Annotated in this window: 22 protein-coding genes; 8 read left to right on the forward strand and 14 right to left on the reverse strand. The window is 39.8% G+C overall.

Annotation, left to right across the window (positions count from 1 at the left end):
• Window positions 1-7: 7 nt before the first annotated feature.
• Window positions 8-199 (forward strand): hypothetical protein, encoded by a 192-nt coding sequence (locus GQR89_RS13075; protein WP_158770452.1) that lies wholly within the window; start codon window positions 8-10, stop codon window positions 197-199.
• Between the two features lie 401 nt (window positions 200-600).
• Here GQR89_RS13075 and GQR89_RS13080 read toward each other — a convergent pair whose 3' ends face one another.
• From GQR89_RS13080 to GQR89_RS13090, 3 genes are read right to left on the reverse strand one after another with little or no spacing between them, the layout of a single operon-like run.
• A complete protein-coding gene (locus GQR89_RS13080; protein ID WP_158770453.1) occupies window positions 601-3,267 on the reverse strand; it encodes a M14 family zinc carboxypeptidase in 2,667 nt (888 codons plus the stop codon).
• 15 nt (window positions 3,268-3,282) lie between these two features.
• A complete protein-coding gene (locus GQR89_RS13085; protein ID WP_158770454.1) occupies window positions 3,283-4,731 on the reverse strand; it encodes a RimK family alpha-L-glutamate ligase in 1,449 nt (482 codons plus the stop codon).
• Entirely contained in the window at window positions 4,728-5,660 is a 933-nt protein-coding gene (locus tag GQR89_RS13090; RefSeq protein ID WP_233268965.1) for a RimK family alpha-L-glutamate ligase, read from the reverse strand. The genes GQR89_RS13085 and GQR89_RS13090 overlap by 4 nt, the downstream gene beginning before the upstream one ends.
• Before the next feature lie 414 nt (window positions 5,661-6,074).
• Between GQR89_RS13090 and GQR89_RS13095 the strand changes: the two genes are divergently transcribed.
• The 3 genes from GQR89_RS13095 to GQR89_RS13105 all read left to right on the forward strand — a co-directional run bounded on the left by GQR89_RS13095 (window position 6,075) and on the right by GQR89_RS13105 (window position 9,861).
• Window positions 6,075-7,175: a M20 family metallopeptidase gene (locus tag GQR89_RS13095; protein ID WP_158770455.1), complete on the forward strand. Its 1,101-nt coding sequence runs from the start codon at window positions 6,075-6,077 to the stop codon at window positions 7,173-7,175.
• Window positions 7,176-7,970: 795 nt separating this feature from the next.
• Window positions 7,971-9,296 (forward strand): aminotransferase class V-fold PLP-dependent enzyme, encoded by a 1,326-nt coding sequence (locus GQR89_RS13100; protein WP_158770456.1) that lies wholly within the window; start codon window positions 7,971-7,973, stop codon window positions 9,294-9,296.
• Between the two features lie 40 nt (window positions 9,297-9,336).
• Window positions 9,337-9,861 (forward strand): RidA family protein, encoded by a 525-nt coding sequence (locus tag GQR89_RS13105; RefSeq protein WP_158770457.1) that lies wholly within the window; start codon window positions 9,337-9,339, stop codon window positions 9,859-9,861.
• A gap of 694 nt (window positions 9,862-10,555) precedes the next feature.
• Here the strand turns inward: GQR89_RS13105 and GQR89_RS13110 are convergent.
• The gene (locus tag GQR89_RS13110) at window positions 10,556-10,855 is read right to left on the reverse strand and encodes a hypothetical protein (protein ID WP_158770458.1); all 300 of its coding nucleotides are present in this window, start codon (window positions 10,853-10,855) and stop codon (window positions 10,556-10,558) included.
• A gap of 224 nt (window positions 10,856-11,079) precedes the next feature.
• A complete protein-coding gene (locus GQR89_RS21345) occupies window positions 11,080-11,301 on the reverse strand; it encodes a hypothetical protein (protein WP_199271324.1) in 222 nt (73 codons plus the stop codon).
• A 947-nt stretch (window positions 11,302-12,248) separates the two neighbouring features.
• On the opposite strand from GQR89_RS21345, the gene GQR89_RS13120 reads away from it, so the two are divergent.
• From GQR89_RS13120 to GQR89_RS13130, 3 genes are all read left to right on the forward strand, one after another.
• Window positions 12,249-12,605 (forward strand): MarR family winged helix-turn-helix transcriptional regulator, encoded by a 357-nt coding sequence (locus tag GQR89_RS13120; RefSeq protein WP_233268966.1) that lies wholly within the window; start codon window positions 12,249-12,251, stop codon window positions 12,603-12,605.
• 21 nt (window positions 12,606-12,626) lie between these two features.
• Window positions 12,627-13,388 carry an enoyl-CoA hydratase-related protein gene (locus GQR89_RS13125; protein WP_158770459.1) on the forward strand — a complete coding sequence of 254 codons (762 nt, stop codon included), beginning with the start codon at window positions 12,627-12,629 and terminating at the stop codon, window positions 13,386-13,388.
• Window positions 13,389-13,489: 101 nt separating this feature from the next.
• Entirely contained in the window at window positions 13,490-13,891 is a 402-nt protein-coding gene (locus GQR89_RS13130; RefSeq protein WP_158770460.1) for an ACT domain-containing protein, read from the forward strand.
• Between the two features lie 252 nt (window positions 13,892-14,143).
• On the opposite strand, the gene GQR89_RS13135 is transcribed toward GQR89_RS13130, so the two are convergent.
• The 9 genes from GQR89_RS13135 to GQR89_RS13175 form a co-directional block, all read right to left on the reverse strand.
• Window positions 14,144-14,965, reverse strand: coding sequence for an alpha/beta hydrolase (locus GQR89_RS13135; protein ID WP_233268967.1), 822 nt, complete (start codon window positions 14,963-14,965; stop codon window positions 14,144-14,146).
• Between the two features lie 63 nt (window positions 14,966-15,028).
• A complete protein-coding gene (locus tag GQR89_RS13140) occupies window positions 15,029-16,144 on the reverse strand; it encodes an HDOD domain-containing protein (RefSeq protein ID WP_158770461.1) in 1,116 nt (371 codons plus the stop codon).
• A 471-nt stretch (window positions 16,145-16,615) separates the two neighbouring features.
• A complete protein-coding gene (locus GQR89_RS13145; protein ID WP_158770462.1) occupies window positions 16,616-16,912 on the reverse strand; it encodes a Dabb family protein in 297 nt (98 codons plus the stop codon).
• Window positions 16,913-16,979: 67 nt separating this feature from the next.
• Complete coding sequence (locus GQR89_RS13150) at window positions 16,980-17,195, reverse strand: hypothetical protein (protein WP_158770463.1); 216 nt, start codon at window positions 17,193-17,195, stop codon at window positions 16,980-16,982.
• Between the two features lie 206 nt (window positions 17,196-17,401).
• Window positions 17,402-18,349, reverse strand: a complete 948-nt coding sequence (gene egtD / locus GQR89_RS13155) for an L-histidine N(alpha)-methyltransferase (protein ID WP_158770464.1) — start codon at window positions 18,347-18,349, stop codon at window positions 17,402-17,404.
• A 38-nt stretch (window positions 18,350-18,387) separates the two neighbouring features.
• On the reverse strand, window positions 18,388-19,545 hold the full coding sequence (gene egtB / locus GQR89_RS13160) for an ergothioneine biosynthesis protein EgtB (RefSeq protein WP_158770465.1): 1,158 nt from the start codon (window positions 19,543-19,545) through the stop codon (window positions 18,388-18,390).
• 125 nt (window positions 19,546-19,670) lie between these two features.
• A complete protein-coding gene (locus tag GQR89_RS13165; RefSeq protein WP_158770466.1) occupies window positions 19,671-20,522 on the reverse strand; it encodes an SDR family oxidoreductase in 852 nt (283 codons plus the stop codon).
• A 126-nt stretch (window positions 20,523-20,648) separates the two neighbouring features.
• Window positions 20,649-22,751 (reverse strand): prolyl oligopeptidase family serine peptidase, encoded by a 2,103-nt coding sequence (locus GQR89_RS13170; RefSeq protein WP_158770467.1) that lies wholly within the window; start codon window positions 22,749-22,751, stop codon window positions 20,649-20,651.
• Window positions 22,752-23,012: 261 nt separating this feature from the next.
• Complete coding sequence (locus tag GQR89_RS13175; RefSeq protein ID WP_158770468.1) at window positions 23,013-23,459, reverse strand: isoprenylcysteine carboxylmethyltransferase family protein; 447 nt, start codon at window positions 23,457-23,459, stop codon at window positions 23,013-23,015.
• 560 nt (window positions 23,460-24,019) lie between these two features.
• On the opposite strand from GQR89_RS13175, the gene GQR89_RS13180 reads away from it, so the two are divergent.
• Window positions 24,020-26,671 (forward strand): CHASE domain-containing protein, encoded by a 2,652-nt coding sequence (locus GQR89_RS13180; protein WP_158770469.1) that lies wholly within the window; start codon window positions 24,020-24,022, stop codon window positions 26,669-26,671.
• Window positions 26,672-26,748: the final 77 nt, after the last annotated feature.

Here is a 26,748-nt window from a genome sequence, read left to right on the forward strand (position 1 = left end):
CCTCTTCATGCTACGTTTCGTTTTATGCATTTTCTTTATCTCACTGTGCAACGTACTCGCTTTAGTCAAAGATACAACTCAAATGGAAGCATTGGCCATGGCGTACGCACAAGTCGTAGACCAGATTGAATGGTCGAATGTAATCTTTGTTGAGATGAACGGACGGAGTGATATCCATTTTGTGCATAACCTAAGCTGAAGACACAAGAATATGGATTATACCTTCGAAGAGTTTATTAACTGGATGGATAGCGCTTCACAAGCCAGACGCCTAGCCGAGCAAATATTTGTTGGGTGCTCACAAAATGGCTGCTGGGATACCATTGTCTAGCCTTTTGGATTTGCTGAAATTGACCATATCAACGTCCAATCGATATCAGTACCACATCATGAATAGACGATTTTACAAACGGCCCGCTGCTCACCATGACATCCCTTATACTAACCACTCCAGGAGCATCAATGTCTGCCAGTTATAAATATAAAATGGGATTACACAAAAACGAATTGAAGATGGTGCGAGTATGGTTTCATAGAAAAGGCCTCACTATTCAAACGCAATAGTGAGGCTTGTGTTTTTAAAATCTCATCCCATTCACTTTATGAATCTGATGAATTACGCATTTCTCCGTCAAACAGTAACTCTACATCATCTGGATCCACTTCTTCTACCGGAATGGTTTGATCAACGCTGAAGTGAACACAACTGGCTTGTGAATAATTAGGCACATCGTCGTAACTAAAAACTGCATAATATTTAGGTATGTTCGGGTTGCCGAAACTATCAAAGGTATATTCATCTGAACCACCGTACAATTTCACACCATCAAAAGGTGAACGGGGTGGATGAAAACGATTTCTAATAACAAATGAACCAACAAAATCCTCGCTAATTGGGTTTTTCCAAAGAATTTTCACTTTGTTATTTTCTATTTTAGTTTGCAAGTTGGTTGGTGCATCCAATGGAATTTTTCTGCGTTCGATATATTCAACGACTAATTTAGCCTGTTTATTTTCAGTCGCGTTATTTACCCAATCAACCAATTCATCCTGCCCATCTCTGAAGCCCGATGTTGCTCGGATCAGAAAGTATGCTTGCAAATTCTTTTGATGAAGCTTTTCTAACTCTGAACGACTGTAGCTATCAAAGTCAAAAAAGTGTTGTTTTTTATTGCGTAACTCAGCATTACTAACTTCATAACCAATATACTGGATACTCTGCCGTTGTTTGACACTTTCGTAATCAATATCTTCAATGTCTGCCAACTCAACTGTGAAGCGAATGTCTTTTTTTGCTCCCAGTGAATTAACATTTGATAACTCTAAATAGGCATTGGTGATAACTGTTCTTTCCGGCTCTGGCATCGAATGTAATGCGAATGCAAGCTGGCCATAAATTTTATTACCGCTTTTGTCGTAACCTGATTGCAGTTTGCCTGGCACATTACCGTTGGCCATGATGGTGTTAACGCTCGTAGGAGACAGTTCCACCGTTTTTGCTTGTCTAGTATAGGTGATATCCATATTGGGTCGATAGTGAATACCAGAACCAAAACGACCAAAACCGATATCAAACTGCATCATTTGTGAATCTGCGCCATTTGGGAGGCTGGTTGGGCCATCGATCCGAATTAATACTTTACCGGCTTTCAATTGCTCTTGCAGAATGGTGCGCTCTTTACCGTTAAATTGCCAGTCGCTCCACACGCCTTGAGTGACCCGATCTGATTCGATAGTTTGTCCTGAGTGGATCACCGTTGCGTTTGCAATATCGTTATAGTCGCGAATATTAGGCACACTATCGACATCTAAAAACGAAATTCCCCATTCACCGTATGATTCCAATTTTGCACTTACACGATTCATAGGATAAATAGAGAAACGGGCTTGCTTAATTTCAGCATCGTCTGGTAAGCGGTCAAGTGAGAAAGCAATGACGCCATAACACACGCCACGAGATTTGTTTACACCAATAAAAAGTGAATTTAGTCCGAAATGCTCATGGTTTTTTTCTTGGGTGTATTGACCTACATAACCAATTTGTTGCGCACTCGGATATAGGGTTTTACTGAATTGCTCGCGAGCCAACAAGGTTTTAATTTTAAGCTCTGGCGCATAAGGACCTTTAACTTTTGTATCAATCGAAACGGCACGAATTTTGTAAAAGTAATGCTGGCCGCTTTTTAATTGAACATCGTTAAAACTTAATGTTTTAGTGATACCAACTAGATTGTCATCAGTACATGGACTTTTATGTGAAATGTTTCGATATATCTCAAAATATACATTGTCATCCCCCGCATATTCCCACTCCAACAATGCGCTATTTTCATTGAGCTCGCCCAAGTTGAAGTTGTTAGGTCTGGCTGGGGCTAAGTCAGAGTAATTGATCGCTGATCTTAATGCGTGAACTAACGCCGGAATATTCTCGTTAACACTCTGAGACATATTTTCCATGTAGTCTGGAATATTTTTGGTTCCCACTTCTACCACTGTGGCGATAATACCCTGATTGTAATAATACTCGCGACCACTGCCGTTAATTAAATTGGTTGGGGGTTTTCCTCGATGGATACCATATTTTCTACCCGTGACCTTTTCAATTTCGAACGCCATATTGGCACACAAGGTATTCAAATCCGTGGTATCAATTTCTGCTTCATGGTCGAATTTGTGCGCAGGGAAAAACACATTACCTTGAGAGTGATAATCTAAAGATACGGTGATGTTTTTATGGTCCTGAACAAAGTCTCGTACAGCCCTAGTTTCTGGTTCTGAAAATGCAGAAGGTCCGCCATAAATATTAGACGACGTATCAGTACCACTTTTAAATCGAATTCCAAAGTTTCTATTTAAGTCGACACCAAAAGTGCCATCGCCATTGTTTCGCCTGTTTTTACGCCAAAACGAAAAATGCGTGCGAGAATATTCAAACCCATCAGGATTCAAACAAGGAACTATATAAAGGGTATTGCGCGTGAGCGCTTCCTGCAATTTAGGGTTAAACTGGTGGTTTTCAATAATATATTTAATAAAACTATTAGCTAATTCGATGCCAATCCATTCACGTGCGTGAATGGTACCTGTGTATAACAGGGCAGGTTTTTTGTCTGCGTTTTTTACATCTAAACTAATGGTCGCCAACATTATCGGGCGACCTTCCCATGTTTCACCAATGCTTTGGACTTTAATTAAATCAGGGTAGTCTTTACTTGCTTCATCTAGAAACTCAATAGTTTCTTTATATGAAAAATATTGTTTTTTCATTTATCTACTTAATCATTATTGAGAAATCGTAGGATCAAACTCTTTCCACGCGGCCAAAATATTGAGGACTTTATTCTCTCCAATATTCTTAACTTGGTAAAAGTCAGCGCCATCACTCTCAAGGGCTTGATTGATTGAGGGTAAGTCCAGCGTTTCAAAAATGAATGAAACCTGCTTTTTACCAAAACCTTTTATACTGCCAAAAAAGTGTTCCAATTGCTCTGCAGTATAAGTTGGTTTGCTCAAAATTTCGTCTGTATTTTCGCATTCTGCCGATTCGTCAGATATTTCGCTCAATGGGGCGACAGACTTCTGTTTTTTTTCAGTTCGTTCAACGTTGCTCGTTTTGTTACTTTTTGCGCTAACGGCTGTGGCTGATTTGTAATTGTCTTGACGATTCCAAATTTCACTCGGCCATTCTTCGTCGCTGATATCTTCAGTATCAATGATCGGATAGTTATCGTCGCTAATTTTGCTAAACAACTCTGCACCATCACAACTGGGATAAACTTCCTTGCCGAAGGTAATGTAGCGCATCATACGTAAAACTGACGAGCTAATTTTACACAATTCTTCCCAATTATATAGGGGTATGTTAGGCAGTTTGAACTGCCCTTTAGAAAACTTCCACATTAAATATTGACCAATCCAGTCTCGAATATAAGGAAAGGCAGCAAACGCAGTTGCACATTCCAATATTCTGTATTGCCCATCTATACCCACCGCAATATCGCATGCCCAATACTCTGCATTCGCGGCTTTAGATACTTTGACGGACATATCGAGTACTTCTTGGGGCACATCCATATAATCCATTGAGCCCCCCTGGCTGGTGTTGGTCAACCATTCTCCCTCTGGAGGACGTCGCCAGAAAGCGCAAACGGGTTTATGACCTATTAACATTACGCGGATATCTGCCGCCATCGGGACGAAATCTTGTAAATAAACCGGATAATACTTTTTCTGATCCAGCAGTGCTCTAGCTTCAGTATAACTGTCTACTTTGTGTACAAAATAACCACCATAATTCGATGGCCCATAAGATTTTTTTATAATTTTAGGATAAACAGTATCCTTTAAAAAATCATCTGCTTCTTGTTTCTCGTAAAAGATACGGGTAGCAGGGATCGGAATATCATATTTCTCGCAAAGTTGAGTGACATTCTCTTTTGATTTATTGGCAAATTGAGTGTCAAGGGAAGGCACGAATTCGACATTCGGAAGCGCTCGACTAATTTCGCGAAAAGTTTCGTAGGCTGTAGCAGGAACGTTTCCAATCAATACATCAATTTTTTTACGTTTTACTTCTTTGATAAACCGCTCTTTATCATTACGCCAATGATAAACAACCGTTTCAATTTTGTCTGGCCACCCTCTAAAATTTGATTTATTAAAAAATTGCAGTACGTGGTCTAAATATAGTAAGCCGATTTTGGGCAAAGGGGAATTAACCTTACTTGTCATTTTGGGTTCTCTTCTACAATACGTTCAATTAAATTAGCGATTTTTTTAATTTTAGTGCGATTAAAATCGATGCCTAGTTTCTCTTGTTCTGGGGTGGCGAAAGCCGGAATTCCGTTAACCTCTAATACGACATATTCCTCAGTATCAAGATCATACAGCAAATCGACACCTGCGATCTCCAAACCAGTAACTTTTGCCGCTTTTAACGCAAGTTCAATTATATCGTCGTCAGGTTTCCGTAATATGATAGAACCGCCACTTGTTATATTCGTTTTCCAATCATCAACAGGAGCACTTCTGCCATAACACCCAACAAATTCACCATCTACTATGTCTACCCGATAGTCTGTTTTGTCGTAATTTATAAATTTTTCGAGATAAAAATGTTTCATATCCATTCTATTTAAGAACGGAATAAGTACATCTAGGGAACGCTCATCTTCAATTTTTACAATACCGTTCCCCCCCCACCCATCTGTGGGTTTGTAGACCACCTGACCTTGCCATTCTCGTACTGTATTTTTGAGCAATGGAATATCCAGATGGCTGATCAAACGATAATCAGCGGTTCTAATTCCTGCGCGATTTAACAGATGCGCCGTTAGAAATTTATCTTCTGTAATAGCAAAAGAATCATAGTTATTTACGGTTGGAATAGAGTGACTCAATGCATCATACATATAGACCTGATATGCCGTTTGCTCCCCGGCATTATATGAAAAAAATGCCGATAAACTCTCCATTACAATACCATTGCAAACTAATTCACCTGCGTGGGCTGAAGAGTTTGCAAGATCTAAATTTGTGATCGCACGGATCCCCTTGTCTCTTAACAAATCAACTAATTGAAGCTCTATTTCACTGCCACCACCATTTTGGTACATCCATATACCGATAGTCGGTTGATCACTAAGGTTTGTAGCGTTCATAACCATGCACTCCCATTGATTAAACACCCTCACATATTGAGGAGTTTTATGCTAAAAAATATACTAAGTCGAGGATAAATATGTCTTCACAACTAGTTAGAGCAGCAAGTTTGACGCCAACAGAGTATGTGTACGATAAATGCACTTTAGAAAGCAATTTGATGGATAAAATAATGAATTTGGCAATTAACATTGTTTTAAACATGAGCACAACTCGCTGTTTTTCTAACTATTCGCACCAATATGAGGCATCAGGTTGATTACATTTGAATTAAATTACTGCAGATATATGTATTCCATAGTTATATTAAGGCGAGCCAGCCACTAATTACGGCGCAAGGTGCTAAGTCGTTAAGTTGGTACTCCAATTGCTAGCCAAACAACCACACACTTTGTATCTAAGCAGGAAACATCTTGGACTTTACTGAACTGGCAAGCATCATCAACCTCAATTCCTATACTAAAAACAAACAAGGTGTAGATGAAAACGGTAAAATTTTCACGCACTGGATGGAAAAATTAGGATATACGACTGAAGTGTTTCCGCGGGAACATATTGGTGACCATTTGCTGTTTACATCACCTGTGGTAGCAGCAAAAAAACGTGTATTACTATTAGGACATTTAGATACCGTTTTCCCTCCAAATACCTTTACAGATTTTTCACAAGATGACGAATGGATATATGGTCCGGGTGTGTGCGACATGAAGGGCGGTAACGTGGTCGCGTTGGAAGCACTGCGCCAAGTCAAATCACAACAAGGTGCGATTGCCAATATTGATATGTTATTGGTCAGTGATGAGGAAAGTGGTAGTGACGACAGTAAGCATCTAAGTTCTAAATTAGCCGAAAATTATGACGTATGTTTGGTATTTGAAGCAGCCGGAAAAGATCATGAAGTTGTTATAGAAAGAAAAGGTGTGGGTACATTCAACATTCTTCTAGAAGGTAAAGCCGCACATGCTGGCAATCACTATGTTGATGGTTGTAACGCTAACCTAGCCGCAGCACATATGATAATTGCGCTGACCGCATTAACCGACTTAAGCGAAGGTACCACGGTAAATGCTGGGAAAATTAGCGGTGGTATAGGCGCAAATACTATTTCTCCCAAAGCAGAAATTATTGTCGAAACTAGGTATACACAAAGTACCGAAAAAGAGCGTTTATTAGCCGCACTATCTGAAATATGTGCCCATACTGCTGTTGAGGGCGTAAAAGCGACGTTATCCGGAGGGATACAAAGGGACGTTATGCAAAGTTCTAATCAACAGCTAGCGCTACTGGTTGAACTCGAACAGATTTTGGGTTACCCACTAAAAACTGAAAAAAGAGGTGGTGTGAGCGATGCTAACATTGTTTCGGCAAAAGGCGTCGCTACACTGGATGGTTTCGGCCCTTTTGGTGATGGCGACCATACGGTAAACGAGCGCGCTAACAAAGCTAGTTTTATCCGACGTATAAGCGAGGTCAGCAAAATACTACTCTCATTTAACGATACTGTTGTACGATAAAATAGTTGAAAGAGGAATGCGTAGCAGCGACCTGCGAATAGGATATGCCGGTTACAACACAGCCTCCAACTGACCTTCATTACAAAGCGAATGCATGTAAATTGTCGGCTGACCGTGTTTACATTCCCAAATGACGACTGGCTAAACAAGCGGTTCTTAATATCTGGCACCGCTTGTCGCTTTTTTACTTGTATTCTCGATATATTAGCTGAAGTGAGCAAACGTGAACAAGTCATAGGGATTAGCATTAAACTCAATCACGATGCCAGAGTTACCGCCATCTGTCTTCCAATATTCTATTCGGAATAACGTCTGCATAATAATGTCTTTCTCCATCTAGCTGTGTACAAGGCAATACTTCTTGTCGGTTGAGCTTGAGGGTATTTCACAGCCCATCAATTGTTTGAACCTAGTGTAGTGAATTAACGCATTTTTAAATTAAGTAAATCTGCGCATTTCAGCAACAAAGCGCAGAAATGACGACACTTAACAAAACGCTGGTTAGACGTGTGACTTTGGTCTGTTTTAACAACGATATCTTCATGGCCTATGAAGCTGAAGTTGATGGGGAAAATTGGTGAGTTAACATATGTCCCGTTATCTCCATTGTTGCCCCCTATGACTAAACGCCTGAGAGGTTATCAATAAAGCCGAATCTGTAGCGCAACGGTTAATTCGCCTTGTTGAACCACCGATTCGATATTATTGGCTCGACTTGTGCAGTTAAACTGCTGATTTTTATCGTAAAGCGGTTGAATCACAATAATTTCATCTACTTCAAAATAAGGCGCAGTAATGAGCAATGACTCGACCTCTTTTAACCGCAGAACGATGCTTAAGTCGCTCACAGCAGGCGCAATTTACTCACTAGCAACATCAAGTTCCGTTCAAGCGAAAACGCCCGTGAGTCAACCTGAACTCCCTTCCCTACCTGAAGGCGTTTCGGCAAACTCATTAGCGATGAACGAGTCTTTTTGGGTAAAGGTTGCACTATTTTATGACACTGCCCAAGGCATAGTTAATCTTGAACACGGCTATTGGGGCAAGATGTCACGCCCAGTACAAGAAAAATTTATCGAAAATACACGCATGGTCAACACCAACCTTTCTTACTACGCTCGTAAACATTATGCAGATGACCACGCCATTAGCACTAACACTGTCGCTAAGGCGCTTGGCGTAAATAATGAAGAGCTGGTACTTACCCGTAACGCCACTGAATCCATTCATAACCTTATTCGGCAATATAATGCGCTGGGCCCAGATGATGCGGTGCTTTACACCGACATTGACTACCCCAGTTTTAAAGACACCATGCAATGGCTTGCTGTTTCTCGCAATCTTGATGCTGTAGAAGTCGTATTGCCAGCTCAAGCGAGCCAGAAACAAATACTCGACTTGTACATTGAGGCATTCGATAAACACCCTAATTTGAAATTGATGCTCCTGACTCATGTAAGCAATCAACACGGTTTGGTGTTGCCCGTTGCTAAGATTTCTGCCATCGCAAAACGGCGCGGTATTGATATTATCTGTGACTGCGCTCAGTCATGGGGATTGTTAGATTTTAAGATCACTGATTTGAACGTTGATTGGGCTGGTTTTAACTTACATAAGTGGATTGGCAGCCCGCTAGGGGTCGGTGCTTTGTATATGAGAAATGGAACGTTAGCCAAAGTATCTCCCTATCCGGGCGAGTCAGATCCTGACAACATAAAAGCAAGTACCCGAGTACATACCGCTACTATTAACTTTGCCTCAATATTGACTATCCCAGCAGCTATCGAATTTCATCAGCGAATAGGTGGCGCCAACAAAGAAGCACGGTTACGTTATTTGCGTTCATTGTGGGTAAGTAAAGCGCAAAAAATGCCACATATTGAAGTACTGGGTGCAATAGATGAGGAATCATCTACTGGTATGGGGGCATTTCGTTTAGCGGGTAAAACCACGCTTCAAGATGCTAACGATTTACAAAAGCGCTTAGAATATGAATTTGGTGTTTTCACCGTGGTACGTGTTGGGCTATCAAGTGGTTGCTGTATACGCGTTACGCCACAAGTGTTCACGTCAGTAAGCGATATCCATCAATTAGTGATTGCTCTAAAAAATCTCGCATAAACCTAATAACCACTCTAATAATAAAATAAAAAGGAACACCATGAACAAATTCATTCTAACCAGTATTTTATCCATTAGCCTTGCTATTTCAGCTACCGCCTTAGCAAGTGATTCCCCCGAAGACCGGATAAAAGCGGCTGGTTTTGAATTGCCAAAACCTGTCAAACCCATTGCAAATTACGTCACATGGCGTCGTTCAGGTAACACCTTGTACTTATCAGGACATGGCGCCTGCGAAGGTAAAAGTGTACTGGGCAAAGTGGGCGATACGCTCAACACTGATGAAGCATACGAAGCCGCTCAGCGGGTAGGCTTGTGTGCATTAGCTACGATCAAATTAGCGGTAGGCGATTTATCGAAGGTAAAGCAAGTATTGCAAATTACCGGAATGGTTAACGCCACACCTACATTTACTGGTCACTCCAAGGTCATTAACGGCTTCTCTGACCTATTTGTTACCGCGTTTGGTGACGATGGGAAAGCTGCTCGCGCAGCAGTAGGTATGAGTGGTTTACCTGATAATATGTCAGTTGAAGTTAGTGCTGTTATTGAACTAATAGAATAGCCGATACAATCATTACAGCAACTTTGTGATGCCCTAACATCCTATCAAACATGGCTTAATATGTATGTTTAATAGGATGTTTGTGTTTCGATGATAATCGGAAAAATTGTTGAGCTCTGGGATTCAATTTAGCAAATCCCGAATGAGTCGAAAAATGGCAACCCGATGTATTAATTCTCAACTTAACAAACTGGATAACGGATAACGGATAACGGTCATTATCCGTTATCGTTTTAAAACTACGTTTATGATTTTTAACCTATGACCTTATAGATCTACGCTTGTGAAAAGTTTATTTTGCAAATATTCATGGAACACTTACGCGCTTGCCGCTGCGGCGAGGTAGAGGTAAAGGTAAAGGTAAAGGTAAAACTGACTCTGCCGAATTCCCTACATAACTATCAGTCTAAGCGTGCTGCCTTGCTGCAATATCTTAAGCTCGACTACAAACAAGCCCCGTTTGAACACTACAGAGTTTTTCAAAGTCTAATTTTTGTTATTTTCGCTTTTAAAAAAATAGGTAAAAGGTACCGTTGACGCTAATTTATTCGCTAAAAATTATACGATAGGTATGGCTAATCAGGTATCAGCGAAAGTTTAAAAGCCAGAAGAAAACCCGGTTCGGTGGCAAGCTATCTGGTTAAAAGTGAATATTAAATGCAGTAGCTAAAATAAGCTGACGGCCGGTTACGCTTTACCTATAGTTTTTATTAAACGGACAGAAGCTGGCTTTGATACTCGATATGAAAAAAGGTAAGGTTAATACGACCCCTGCTGTCAACATCATTACGCCTGCATAAGGCACATTTAATGATTCGAGGAACAATCCTTGAGGATGAAGTTGTTGGCGCAGCCCCATGAGCATTAATATAACGCCAAGCAAATCTAGCGCTATTAGTGACCCTAATATTCTTTTGGGGCGTGACAGTATATTTGCTTCGGGAGTATCTTCCACATCGCCTGTTGCGTGTGAAATTGTGGATAAGGTAGCCATTTTTCTCTCGTTAGTTGGTATGTACACGACGAATTAACATTTATGCAACAGTTGACCGTATTTTTCCCTACTAAGTTCCATTTAGATACCTTTAAATAACAAACTACGACTAAATGATGACATCGTTAGATAACAAACTAAGACTAAATGATGACACCGGTCGGCATCTGTTTATAAAATGGGCGAGAATACTCGCTTCCACAGCGCTAATAACGACCACGATGTCAGTCTATTTGACCAATACGTTTTTGTCCTATGTCTTTGGGTTCGATTATTTGCTGCGCAATAGACGCTCCGGTAAATTGCGCATGCAGCATATCAACGTTTTTCAAAGACATTATCTCGCTATCACTAAATGCTAATGCACAAATAGGCAAATTCACCTTGGCAAAGCCATATTTTAACCACTGCCCCTCCCCTTGACAACTTACCCCTCTTTTAAGCACCCGCGACGCCATCGCATCATGACGACCTTGGGCAAATCACACAGAGCATTCAACTTACTACTGGAGAAGTAGCTTAATAAAGGCACTGTCAATTGCCTAAAAAATACCATATAACCCAAGATACACGCTGGTACTTGCAGCGTTATGCCGCCGAGTTCCCGTGCCAGCAGCCACAGTGATTGCGCGAGATATTTGTTTGGTGTCAGGCATAATACCCAACATGTGTCCACCAACACTGTGGTCTATCCGAACAGACTCTAAGTTGGAAAATTACTGCCCGACCGCATCAAGTACCCCAGTAAAACCGTTATTTTCCCAGCTAAGCACATCACTTTTGAATTGTTTACATGCCCATTAATTGATAGGCCAATACTGGCATAATCGAAAGTCACCCCGTGATAACCTTTTGCGGTTAATCAAATAGTAAAATCTTGGTATAAATACTGAGCCACTCCGGTCGCAGCGACAATAATACAGACCCCTTTAAAAGAAGCCATTTGACTGTTAAAAACGGTTATCGCCATAGCGTGTCAGGCTTCTGTTGAAAGCTTCTGCTCTTGCCCTTGCCCTTTAGGACCAGTTGCTACTTGTTCACGATTCGCCGTTTTGCCATCTTTAGTTAGAGTCATCTCGCCCTTCCCGTTTTAACAGTTTCAAATTATTGAGCCATAGCACGTATCTTTATATGAGCACCATTTAATTCGTATGTGAATTAAATTATTTTACTAACGAAATAAAAATCTATAATCCTCAATATTTGCTAGTCAATATACAATTTTCATATTCAAATAAGAAAACTACAGCTTGCGTACAATATTATTATTTCGTACTTTAAATAAATAACTTTGCGATGAATACGTTAATGAAAAAAAGCTGAAATTTTCCATTTATTGCAACTCGCTCATAGTGCTTTATTTAAAGCAGCAAATCGTAAGCTTAAAAGTGAAATGCAAATTAGCACTACTCAGTTAGGCGTGCTCTTCTCACTTGCAAAATGTGACCACGCGCCAATTACCGCCATCGCAGATCAACTAAATATGAGTTATTCAAGCATGTCAGGGGTCGTTGATCGCATGTCTAAGGCTGAATTGGTTAGGCGGGAAAAAGACCGCAACGATGCCCGAGTGCAAAATGTTATTTTACTGCCCAAAGGCAAAGCGTTGTCTGAGCAGTCCAATCTTAACGTTAGAAATAGCAATCGCGCTTTATTGGGTGAATTCAGTATTGAAGAACAAGAAATCATTGCTCGATTCTTAGTTCATGTTGCAAAAAATGCTGAAGAAATTGTCTGCAACGATAACTAACCACGTCAAAGAGGAAATGTGATGTCATCAATTCTCATTGTAGAAAAGAAAAACCGCGTTATGCGCCTTACGATTAACCGTCCTGAGCTTAAAAATGCGCTTAATCGTGCCCTATATGCTGCACTGGCAGATGCTTTGACTGAAAGCCAATCAGACCCTCAAGTCCGAGCAGTGCTGCTTACAGCTGCAGGCGATACGTTTACCGCCGGTAACGATTTAGATGATTTCATAAATCCGATTGAAGAGATTGGTACCCCTTCCGTTATTCGCTTTTTAAAGGCAATTTCAGAATGCGAAACCCCTATTATAGTGGCGGTTAATGGTCCAGCCATTGGTGTAGGGCTTACTATGTTATTACACTGCGACATGGTTTACGCATCTAAAAGTGCACGCTTTCGTGCGCCTTTTACCCATGTCGGTTTAGTGCCTGAAGCGGCGTCGAGTCTGCTGCTTCCCTTAGCTGTAGGTAATGCATGGGCGAATGATTTAATGATAGCAGGGCGCACCTTAACCGCTGACGAAGCTCTGAGTGCGGGACTTATTTCCCGTGTATTCGAAGATGATGCCCTCGTACCAGAAAGTCTAAAAGTAGCAGAACAGGTTGCTAGTTTGGCGCCCGACTCGGTCAAGCAATCTAAACGGTTAATTCGAGGCGTTAATAAAGAACAAATAAAAGCACAGATGAAACGCGAAGGAGTAATTTTCGCCGAACAACTGGCCTCAGCAGAATTTAAGGAGTCGGTTGCGGCATTTTTTGAAAAGCGCGCACCTAATTTTGACTAAATAATATTACACTTTGGGCTTTCACAACGGCATTTTATTTATGTAACATGCCGCGTTTTTATTCCAATTCAAGCTTTTATTAATTCAGGAACATCAACTTTATGTCAGGTATAACCGAGTTAGCGCAATTACTTAAATCCATGTCGCCACATTTACATGAAAGTGAATATGCATTTTGCACCGTTAAAGGTAACGTTTGTGACTACACCGACCTAGATCCGGTATGTTTTTTCAAAGAGTCTGAAGGACTGACGTTGATCCTGTTAGCCGATACGGCCCGTGCTGCTAACATTCCTTTTTCAGGCACGTATAAGCAAATTACCTTAACCGTTCATTCCAGTTTAGAAGCCGTGGGGCTGACCGCAGCAGTCGCGGAAAAACTAACGCAATACGCAATTAGCGCCAACGTTGTCGCAGCGTATTATCACGACCATATTTACGTGCCAACCGCTAAAGCGGAACAAGCAATGTCAGCGCTAGGCGAATTCGCCACACTGGATTAATGTGCACTAAACGCAATATAGTCCTCAATATCTCACGATGATATAAGTGGGTTCGGTTTATTGGCCGGTAATATTTTTTATTTAGGCTAAACCTAGCGGATTGAAAGCCGTCCCCTCACGCGATTGCAGGCTATTGTTGAATGTAGCCTTTAATTTTGGTGATTTATCATTCAGTTTGGGGCGTTGTAAAGGACTATCAGACCACATCCTCTTATTAAATGGTTCAGTCGATGTATGGATCAATACCGTGGATTATTTTTGGTATAGCCAATCTAAACCTTGGATAGCAATCGTAGGAAATGCCGTAGTATGGGTTGCATTTTCAATTACAGAAAACTTAAGTGTGATCGACTGACTTTGTTGCTGTTCAATCTTCTTTGCTAGCGCTTTTGCATCGGTCACCATATCTTGCTGCTGCCCGAAGTCAGGTGACTCTTGCCCTCCAACCGCCATATACACACGCTTAATGAGTTCACTTTTCGCAACTGGCTGCGACAAAATATCTTTATCAGCAAACCAGACAGATGGGCTACCGATGATATAACTGCTGAACATATCCGGTTGACTGAATAGAATATATACTCCAAAAATTCCTCCCCATGAATTGCCTACAAAAGTACGCTTTTCTGAGTCTGCACGGTAATGTGTTTCAACGTAATTAAACACTGTCTCGCGAATAAAAGTGGCATGTTCGACGGCTTTACCTGTTATAAGTTTCCAGCCTTGGGTTTTACGCGGAGTATAATCCCGCACTCTACTTTGCGTTCCTTTTGAGCCCTTCTCATAAGAAATAGCAACGATAATAAATTCTTGCATCGTACCGCTGTTCATCGGAAAGCGTGTGGCGCCAGAGATAAGTTGGAAACTGTATAAGGCATCTGTTAAGTAGATCACTGGATAGGTTTTGCTTAACTGGGGATCATATGAACGTGGAAGTTTGATATACAGCGGATATGTCCGCCCACTAATGGGATCGGTAATATCGATTACTTGGCTTCTAGGGATTTCAAAAGGTGACTGCGCTTGGCATTTTGCACACAGCACTAGAATCATTAGCGTCAGCAGAAACTTCAAATAACGAAACCTTGAAAAATACTGGTCGATGTTTACGCTTACAGAAAATCGATATATTTCTGATTAGACAGCCAAAGGCGTTGTATCTTGTTCGAGGTCCAGTTTATGCAACAGAAACTTTCTCGCGTCAGTGCGCAGTTTAGTTTGCGCTAATAACGGAACTAACTCCTCTGGTTGAATATGACCACCTATATACGACAAACTGATTTCACTGATTAGATTAGCTTCAAATAACGTCGCTGATAACGGTTCAAGATTATCCAATTCGGTGATATCACCTACTTGTTCTTGCACCACATCGATAATCAACTTAGGCATATTCCATATTTTCATCAGCTCGACACTTAGGCGCATAGACTTTTCACTTAAAAATTTCTTAAACACCAACGAGTCCTGTTTGAAATCTGGATCGATCTTTTTAAATGCTTCCACCATAAACTGGAAAATTACTACCTTACCTAAATCATGCATCAGGCCAATTGTGTACGCGGCCTCACCATTTTGTTTGCGCTGCGCACCAAGAGATTTAGCGATACTTGCTACGTCTTGACTGTGTAACCAGATTTTTTCGCCGAAGGTTTTAAAATAAATAGGTTTTTGCTGACATAAATTTTTGATAAAGCGATTAAGCACAAATTCTTTTATGTCCTTCGCCCCCATAAACATAAATGCTTGCTGCAAATTTGTGATGTCTTTATCACCACGCTTATAGGCTGGGCTATTGGCTTTTTTCATCAGCTCAGTAGCTATGCTCGGCTCTTTTTCAACTACTTTAATAAAGGCTTTCAAGTCAAAATCAGGATCATTCAATATATTAGTCAACGCGATAACTGACTGCGGTAATACAGGGAAATGAGTCAATACACTCTCAGGTGACTTAAGCGCCTGATTCACTCGCGTTAAAATATACTGTTCGATGGGATTTAGTGTGGTGCTGGTTTGTGACGGGCCAAGTAGATAATCGTAAAACAAAAAATCTAATCGATTCAAAGAGGCAACACTCATCGTCACAGTGCGTGTCGGTAAGGGGATGTCAGTTGTTTCAGCGGTGTTCGCAGGTTGACTCGGGTTCGCCTCAACCGGCGAAGTATTGTCTGAATGATGAGTAGAGCCAACTTGCTCGTTTGCGCTATCTACGCGGTTACGCCTAAAAAGGCGTGATATTAATTTTTCAAACATATCTCAATCGGTTCCAACTGGCCCAAATCTAAAATCCCTCAACTTCAACGTCAAGAATATACCCATTAGCAATAAGCTATTTTTCGAGATATTACACAACTCGTTACGCTTGCTAAGTACATTCTAACTGTAATAAAAAATTTACCCAGTATTAAGTTGTTTAAATATAATTTTTTATGACTTAGCCTTTGATTTTTATAAAATTAGGTGAAAAATATACCTTCATGGCAACCTATACTGTAAGTGACGAATAATGGCTAAGTAAACTACGATGATACGCTTTGCGCAAAGAAAATGAATTTCCTTATTTGAATGAGAAAATAGCGGTTATATTTAACCTTTTTATCAGTCAATGTCACCGCCTGTGCAAAATGGAATTCATTGATTAAATCTTATGTATGAATTATCAACGTTTACGTAAATTGTTGGGCAACGCACCGGGACAAAAGAAATAAACCAGCTTATGCAACATTAGACTTGGTAGTCAAAAACCACTATGTCATCCAGCAGCGGTACAAATACCTTTTTTAGCGTCTCATGCTCAGGGTGAGGTAAATAGTTTTCGCGAGCTTGTTCATTGGTGAAGGTCATAAATACAGAATGCGTAAAACCTTTATTCAATTGCTCAGGGCTGTTGTTGGTTCCCCATTCAACCGAATCCACCCCGTCTATTTTAGACACCATTGATGCAAATAATACCTCGAGATCAGCAATTTCTCTCGACCCCACTGAATCCTTAAATTTAATCAGTAATATATGCCTAATCATTTTTTACGCTCTTAGTGTGGTGGTTATATTATTCGCTCGACATAAGATAAAGTACATGGAGCATGAACTAATTTCTGCGCCAAACACAATACAATTCAATGTCGCGCTTGAGCACTCTGAGATCAGATAATTGACCTTCTTCTACCGCTTTATTAAGTTGCAGCTTCGCATTTTCACATTTTTCACCAAATTGCTGCTTAACGCCGTCTTCTTCAGTTTTTGACGCGCTACAAGCGCTTAAACCCAATATTAAAAAACTGATTAATAACAAACCATTACGCATAAATATCCTCATTAGCACAAAGTAAACATCAGAGGAAAACTGACTAGAACTCACTTATATGTAGTTACACAGACAAATCATACAGAAACCCGTTCCAATTAAATGGGGTAATTAGCGTCGTTTACTTAAATTAACTATAGATGTTGAATTAACACTGATTTATTAAACACCTCTTAGTTGGATAAACTAACTAAAAATGGGGACAATCAATTTCTGTTTAACAAATAATCCGCAAAATAGTCATTTTCATCCGTAAACTTCGCTGTGATTGAAAAATCCGTTTTATCTAGTAGCGAAGATATAATTTCATCATTATATTTACGTGAAATCTCAGTATGGATCCGTTCTCCCGCTTCAAAATGATAGGTTTTTCCGATCGCTTTAATTTCAACGGATTGTTGACAATTACTTAATAGGTAACTTTTTGCGATGCCTTCTATTTCGTCATATTCTGGGACGTGAGCAAACCCATCGGGATTAAACGTTGCGCCTAACTCAGCATTCATACGGTGTAAAAGATTAATATTAAAAGAGTGTGTAATGCCGTTTTCATCGTTATAGGCAGGCAATACTATATCAGCAGATTTAATCAGGTCGGCACCTAACAATAATTTGTCATTTTCGCTTAAATTGGCACCAAGTTGGTAAAGAAAATCACTGGCAATCGCGTCGGTCATGTTGCCAATATTTGAGCCAAGAAAAAGAACAATTTTAGGATGATGGCTATTTTTGACCGACCCTAACATATCAAAGTAGTCGCCGTGTTTTGGTATAACTGATACCTGCGGTAGATTTTGCTGCAATGATTGTTCAAGTTGATCCAACGCATTTTTTGAAATATCCACCGGCATGTAATCAAATTGATACCCCTCATTACTGAGGGCTTCAAGCAGTTTCCGAGTTTTACTACCGTCCCCTGCCCCCAGTTCAATCAACTCAAAATATACGTTTTTTTCCGCTTGAAATGACGCAATTAAGTCTAGGGTTTGGGTGCTAAATATTTCCATTTCACAGCGGGTTAAATAGTATTCTGGCATATTCATGATTTCTACGAAAAGTGCATCGCCGTTTTTATCATAAAAATATTTAGACGGTAAGGTTTTTTCAGATTGACTCAGACCCGCGTCAACATTTTGAGCAAATTCTTTAATCATCTTGCGTGTTTCTTCTTTATCATTTTATTAAGGCCTGCTTATTTAACTAATCGAATACCTGAGTATTGCCATTGAAAATGTGGCTGGAAAAAATTTCGGTATGTGGCCCTTGAATGGTTAGGTGTTGTAGCGACAGAGGCACCGCGTAATACCATTTGGTTAATCATAAACTTTCCATTGTATTCCCCAACGGCCCCTTCACTTACGTTAAACCCCGGATACGCCAGATAGGCAGATGACGTCCATTCCCAGCGTAAGCCCCAATCAAATTGATTTGAGGCAACTTCCCATTCAAACTCGGTGGCCAAACGCATATGCTTCCAATTAGCGAATGCATTGGCTTCATAATAAGAAACATGGGATACGCTGGCTTGCATGTCTAGCGCCTTCAACCCCGCTAAGGTGTAATAAAACCACTGGCCGTCAATCTGTTTCCAGTACAAGGGACTATTAATTTGATTGGCACATAACCATGTCCAGCCATCGTCTAACCAGTAGTTAAATGTGCTATAACCGCCACTTTGTATAAATTCAAGATACTCGCCATTTGTTACCAATGAGGTAGCGATTTCATAAGGATGTAAATACACCTTGTGCCGCCCTCGTTCGTTATCGAAGCAAAAACTATCGTCTTGATGGCCAATTTCATAAACGCCTTCGTCAATACGTAGCCAAGGCATATCTATTGACGTAACTGCGGAATGTTTACCCACAAGATCGAAATCTACTTGATACACGGGGTAAATAGGATTTAACGCCAGCGTGTATTTTAGATCGGTAAGTAACAACTCTTGATGTTGTTGCTCATGATTTATTCCCAGCGTCACAAGCGCTTTAATGTCATCAGATATATCCGAACTGAGCAAACGCACCATGTGCTCATCAACATAATGACGATATTGATAGACCTGTTCAACAGTCGGCCGTGTAATGAGGCCGCGCTGTGCGCGTACGGCTTTTTCGCCGACGCTTTGATAATAGCTGTTAAACAAAAACGTAAAATGACCATCGAATACCGTATAATCCGCCATGAACTTAGTCAAAATCATTTCTTCAAAAAACCAGCTAGTATGGGCCAAATGCCATTTCGGCGGACTGGTGAAGTCAATCGCTTGGGGAATATAATCTTCGATGTTAAGTGGCGCACAAAGCGACTCAGTATATTGCCGCGTTAGTCGATATTGGGCTGATAGCATGGTGCTACACCTTAAAAAATAATATATTGAATCTCAATCTAATGTTTATTATAACCAACATTGTATTTGATATTGTAAAACAACAAGATAGGCCACCATTTACCTGTGTGTCCTATATTAATTGCTCATACGTTTGATTTAATACGGGCAAAGTAGTTCTGCCAGCTTTCGTGCTCTCGGCCAGCCGCAGCAAGGTAATGACTTGGATTATCCGCTTTACCCTCGCAAATTCCCTGATAGATACCCGCGATAACCGTACCTAGAAATTCGCCCAATTCAGCGACCCGGTTTGCTCGATATTCTTCCACCGTCATGGGTGTATAAGCTAAATGTGTATCAAACGCCATATTAAGATAATCAGCAAGTTGATATTGGGTGATCGCTTGACCATGCAAATTGTAGATCTGAGCATTATGTTTATCCTCAGTTAGTATTTTTGCGTATGCATAAGCTAGCTCTGTTCTTGAGGTATAGCCACATCGACCATTACCGGCACAATTAAATATGCCACCTGCTTTTTGATAACTATCGATATATTCAATATCAGGTTCGATATAAATACCATTACGCCCAATAACCCATTCCAAACCACTGCTGCTAATATCTTTTTCGGTTTGTCTGTTACTTTGCACCACTGGCGAAAAAGCTGTATTTTCTTCTGCCCCTTGTATGCTGGTATAAACAATCTTTTTGACCCCAGCGCGCTTCGCTGCCTGAATAACATTTCTATGTTGCTCAATGCGCTTGTCCGGGGTATCCATACCAGAAACTAATAGCAAGGTGTCAATAGACTGCAATGATTTTTCCAAACCATTTATATCATTGTGATCACCTAGACGAACTTCTATACCAAAAGGTTTGGCTTTATCTGGTGTTCGCGCTAACCCGATTACATCTTCTTTTGTCTGCAAAGCGATTGTTGCTTTAACTACTTCTGTACCTAAATGCCCACTTGCGGCGGTGATTGCAATTTTCAATGTGATTTGCCTTTACATTAATAATGAAATACACGTGTTCTTGTGAGTTTATCGATTCGGTCTATTCACAAGTAAATACATTGGTAATGGTAAAAACAAATTCAGATTGCTTTATAAGTTCCACGGTTAGCCCTTACCATCGTCAAGGAAGAACACAATAAACTTAGCAAAACTATGATATCGCTCATAGCGACCACCTTTGATATGACCTCCATTGCGTATATCGAATATTAACTGTTCGTTATTCGTCCTTAACTTATTAATTTTTGATACCCATTTTGCTACTTCCCAATAGCCAACTGCCGGGTCGTCTATAGCTGCGCTAACATATATACCAGGATAGTCTTGAGGCTGAATATTGTCGTATGGGGAGTATGACATTTGATACTTGTATACTGCCGGGTCTTTCTTTGGATTTCCAAACTCATCCCAATCTGCAATTGTATAATTCAGCGTTTCATCCATTAGGGTGTTAACTACATCAACAAATGGCACTAACATAGCCACTTTTTTAAATAGTTCAGGCTCTTTATTCAACGCTACAGCAACAATAGTTCCACCTGCGCTCTCCGCAGAAGCATGGATATTGCCTTTCTTCACGAAATTGGCTGACACTAGATAGTTAGCTACAGATAAAAAATCTGAAAAGGAATTTTTACGATTCATTAATCTACCTTGTTCGTGCCAATCATTTCCTAGCTCATCACCGCCTCTTACATGTGCAATGGCATACGTAAACCCTCTATTAATTAGGCTCATGGCTATTATTGGAAACTCTGGGGGGATTCCTTCGCCATAGCTACCGTATACGTATAAGTACAACGGTTGAGTTTTACTGGGCGGGGTATCTTTATGATAAATAATAGAAACCGGTACTTGTACCCCATCACTTGTGTCTACTTTTAGTTGCTTAGCTATGTAGTCTGCTTTCTTGTAACCTGGTATTTGTATAGTTTTCTTTGTCACGATTTGCTTTGTATCTACGTTGTATTCGTACACTGTTCTAGGCGTTAACAAGGACTCATATCTGACTCGTAAAATATTACTATTAAGACTCTGTTTGATATCACCAAACGTTAACCCATACTGCTCATCATCAAATTTAACAAAATGACTAAAGCCTGTATTTATATCGGTTATCCTAAGTTGATCTACTCCATTTTTTCTTTCATGCGTAGCAATAAATTTTTCGAAAACTATCGTCTCTTTTATAATGGTGCCAGCTGAACTATCAATCAGCTTAGTTGCCTTTTCTTCATCAAAAAAAACGGTGGTGTACTTAAAAACATCAGAATTTTCATCGAGGATATTAGATTCAACAATGAACGTTCCGTTAATGTGGTCAAGAAAAAAAGTAGCCTCTTTATCTCTTGAGAAAACCAAAGTAGGCACAGCATTATCTTTAGTTAAGTCGAGAATCCTTACTTCTGAGCTAGACCAAGTAAGACTATTGATTATTAAATACTTGTTGGACAGTGATTTATGGATGAAAACAAAACGTTCGTCATCTTGTTCTTCGTATAGTGTTTTGTATTCAGCGCCGGAGCCTATCGACTTAGAAACAACTTTATACTCTCGGCCGTACTCATCAAGTTCAACATAGTATATGGTGTCAGATCCCCTGCTCCATTCAATATCATCTTTAACGTTATCAATTGTTTGAATTATTTCTGCGTTACCATCAACAGATTTAATATGAAGTGAATGAACACCGGAAGAGTTTTCTACCCACGCCAAATACTTGGCGTTAGGTGATAATTGCAAACTTAGTAATTTATATGAAAGCTGATTTTTACTTCTAATATTCTCGTCTAATAGTAATTTTCTATGACTAGATCCCGGTGGCAAATAGTACCAAATGCGGTATTCGCCATTTTGTTGATACTCTGTATGTAAGGTATGTCCCGCATTTTCCCAAGTGTCTTCGGTCTGCCCTTGTGGCAATCTGCTCTTTATTTCAGCAAACACTTCAGAAATTTTATTACTTTTAGAGGCAAAATAACGTTTGGTCTTTTGTTTTTCAGACTCAAGATATTTGAGCACTGGTGGGGAGCTTATTTCCGAGGTTTCTGTGTCCCTAAGCCAGTGAAAGTGATCTGTATACAACTCTCCATGCCGGACCTCCTGAAATATAGGGGGTAAAGCCTCTGCTTTATTAAGTTCAGCCGGGTTAGGATCGTTTTTACAACCAACTAAGGTTAGTGCCACAAGGATAATAAATAGCTTCATTTAGAGTTCGCATTTTCCAATGTATGCCCACTCTATAAAAATATTCCCAAAGTCGCATCGTTTTTAACAACTTAAAAGTATAAATATTTACGCGAAATTTATGTTACAAGTCGAAATTGGTTGTCGAGGTCTTCATCATAGCCAAAAATTTGAACCAATTCGCCGTCTTCGTTGATAATAGAAATATCTACTTGATAATTCGTTATACCCATGTGACCTTGATGTTGCGAATGCAGTGATAAAGCAAGCAAGTGATTTGCATCACAACCAGCGTCTAACATTACTGCAGTATAATTTGTACTCAATACCAAATTTTTTAGCTAACACTCTTTCTTCTGGTTTAATTTGAAACTGTGTCATATACACTAAAAACAAAAATATTATCCCCATAGTCCACCATGAACCTAATATTATCGCCCAACCAATTAGCATAATAATTAGTGATAAATACATGGGATTTCTAGAATACGCAAAAACGCCTGTGGTCACTAACGTCGTTACTCTTTCAAGATGATGGGGGTTAGCGGTCGTTCGATTTTTCTTAAATGATCGTAATGCGAAAATTGCATTTAGAATAGCGATAAACCAGCAGCTACCAGCAAATAAAAAACGAAATTTACCAGCGTCAATGTTATACCCAACAAGTGCAAACATGCTTAAGCCGGCAATACAAAAAATGACGGGAGGTGGTAATTTTAATTTGAACATATAACTCCTCTAGGTTGGATAATAATGCACTTATCAACTGCTTTGGAATGGAAACTCCGATAATGTGACTACGATTATTCAAATCGGTTGCCACAACTTAAAAATACTCTTTTATAACCAATAATGTGTTAATGCAAAGTATGCATTTAGCCCAGCGTATCCTGCATGGTTAAGTATACCCCGCGAATGAAGCTATTTTTAGTGTTACCCATTGCCACTGCTTATCACAATTGTCAATGCTAGCATTTGGTGCACTGGTAAGTTATGAAAATGCGCTTTGTGTATTGTGTTTGAATAGTAAAAAATACAGCGTAATCAATTTCCCCCTCCCTCAATCAGCCAGAAGTTTAAGACAAATTTATAAAGGCCAACTATTCTGTTTTTTGTAAGGACAATTAAATGATGTATAGTCAATTTGCACCTAATTTTTACCCACCTATTTGCTAGTTTTGGCAAACGGTTGGATATAATGCCATTTATATTTGTTAAACAGTTTTAAAATAATAAGGCAATCAATGAAGCCCTCATGGCTCCCCAATAGACTCTTAAAGCAATCCACAATGAAATGGTTACTTTTTCCAATCATCATCATGCTAATTGGCATTTTGATCTCTGTGAATGCTGAATATAATACGCAAAAAAAACAAGCTGATTTAGTCAAAAAAACCCTGCAAAGTGATTTAATCAAGATCAAATCTGATTTTAATGAGCGCATTAAATTCTATAGCTATGGTTTAACGGGTCTTCATGGACTTATCACGACAATAGGTTTAGACAATTTCGATTTTCAGACAATGACCCGCTACGCACAAAATCGGAACTTTCAAGAAGAGTTTCCAGGTCTTCGCGGTTTAGGTTTTATTCAAAAGGTCGAACAAGACGATTTAGCTGATTTTTTGAATGTGCAAAAACAAATGCGACCGGACAAAATATTTAACTTACGCCAGTTATCGCCTCATAATGACAGTCTATTTATCATTCGTTATATCGAACCAGAACTAAATAATAAAAGTGCCGTAGGACTTGATATTGGCTCAGAAACAACAAGACGTAATGCGGCCATAAACTCAGCACAGAATAATGAATTGCAAATAAGTGCGCTCATAACTCTGGTACAGGCCAATGAGAAAGCCAAACAAGGTTTCTTAATACTAATGCCAGTATATGACATAGCGTTAATTCCTGAAGAGCCCGCTAGCAGATTACATCATCTACTTGGTTGGACTTACGCACCGGTATTAATAGATGAAGTGATAAACTCAAATAGTGAATTTCCACGTGATGTGAACCTCTCAATTACTGACGTGACCGACCCACATGCAGAAAATTTATTTTATCAACATCAATATCAAAACTCGATTGATAGCACGTTAACCTATAGCGAAAAAGTGCCCGTTTTTGGACGGGATTGGGCATTAACTATCTCGGCACAACCGGCGTACATTCAACGAGTCAAAACATCTCAAGACTATGCAACGTTCTTCCAATACCTGATATCCACTATCGTCGTTGCGCTTTTAGGCTTTAGTGTTCTACTCATCATTGTTCGTAAAGAAGAGTTGCAGCGCCATCAACAAGAGCTTCATATAGCGAAAGAGAAAACGCTCACTGATACTAATGAGCAACTCGAAGAGTTAGTTGAAAAGCGCACCAAAGAAATCAGTAATGCAAATGCATTGCAAAATGCGATTTTGGAAAATGCTAACTATTCGGTGATAGCCACTGATACCGCAGGGCTTATCACCCTGTTTAATCCGGCAGCAGAGCAATTACTTGGCTATAAAGCGAAAGATTTAATCCAAAAAGAGACGCCCGCCTTGTTTCATATCGAATCTGAGGTACTTGAACGCGCACGATTGGTTTCTAAAGAATTACAATGCGAACTCCCCCATGCTATTGATGTTTTTTTTGCTAAATCCAGTAAAGGAATACCTGATAATTCAAACTGGACCTACGTTAGCAAAGATGGGAAGCACATCCCCGTGCGACTTAATTTAACTGCACTTCGAAATGAGCTAAATGAAATAATCGGTTATCTCGGTATAGCGTATGATTTAACCGAACAAATTGAAAAAGAAAATGCGCTAGCTGCAGCAAAAGAATCCGCTGAGAAAGCAAATTTAGCAAAGTCTGAGTTTTTGGCAAATATGAGTCATGAAATTCGCACACCGTTAAATGGCATATTTGGCACACTTCAGCTTCTGCGCGACGAGACGGATAAAAAAAGAATAAAGCAATATATAGATCTAGCATCTAAATCAACCACGACACTTAACGAGTTGGTAAATGACATTTTAGACGTTTCTAAATTAGAAGTTGGAAAACTAGATCTCCACAATACCCCTGTAAACTTAACTGAGCTATTAACGGTAATCGAGTCAGAATTAATCGCCAGTATCCAAAAAAAGTCATTGAAACTTACGGTTCATATCGATTTAACACAAAATGTTTGGATGGCAGATGAACTGAGACTCAAACAAATATTGCTAAATATATTGACCAACGCCGTAAAATTTACGCATACGGGCGAAATCAATTTATCAATTTGTAATAACAACGATAAAGGCGTCTCTATTGTCATTAAAGACTCAGGCATAGGGATGAATAAAGCCGCACAAGAAAGATTATTTAAACGCTTCGAACAGGCAGACCAATCGATTACGCGCCAATATGGAGGCACGGGATTAGGCATGCCTATTGTTCTTTCGTTAGTGACGCTAATGAAAGGAGAAATAAAGGTTTCCAGTACTGAGAACATAGGTACGATTGTTGACGTCTTTTTGCCGTTGGTGGCGCTTGATTCGCATGATTTAGTCAAAAAAATTAACGTCCCTTCCGAAGCATCACTTAAAGTAAAAACAATATTGATAGCAGAAGATAACGATATTAATCAGATCATCATCAACTCAATGTTAGAAAAAAGCTATACAGATATACACACGGTAGAAAACGGCCAATTAGCTGTGGACTTTGCGATAAAAAAGCATGTAGATGTTGTACTTATGGATATTCAAATGCCCGTGATGGACGGTGTAGAAGCTTGCAAGCTGATAAAATTAAGTAAGCCCAATTTACCAATAATTGCCATAACAGCTAATATTTACGCAGAAGATTTGGCGCGCTACAAAGAAGCCGGTTTTGATGCAACTGTTGCTAAGCCTTTTGACAAAGATAATCTGCTCGCAAGCATAGCAAAAGCATTGAAAGCCTAAATTTGGTCTACCCTCTGCTGGCTATGGCGTTACCATAATGTAAAACCCCAAAAATAGGCCGACGCGACATAACAGAA

This window comes from Paraglaciecola sp. L1A13, from assembly GCF_009796745.1.
Lineage (GTDB): Bacteria > Pseudomonadota > Gammaproteobacteria > Enterobacterales > Alteromonadaceae > Paraglaciecola.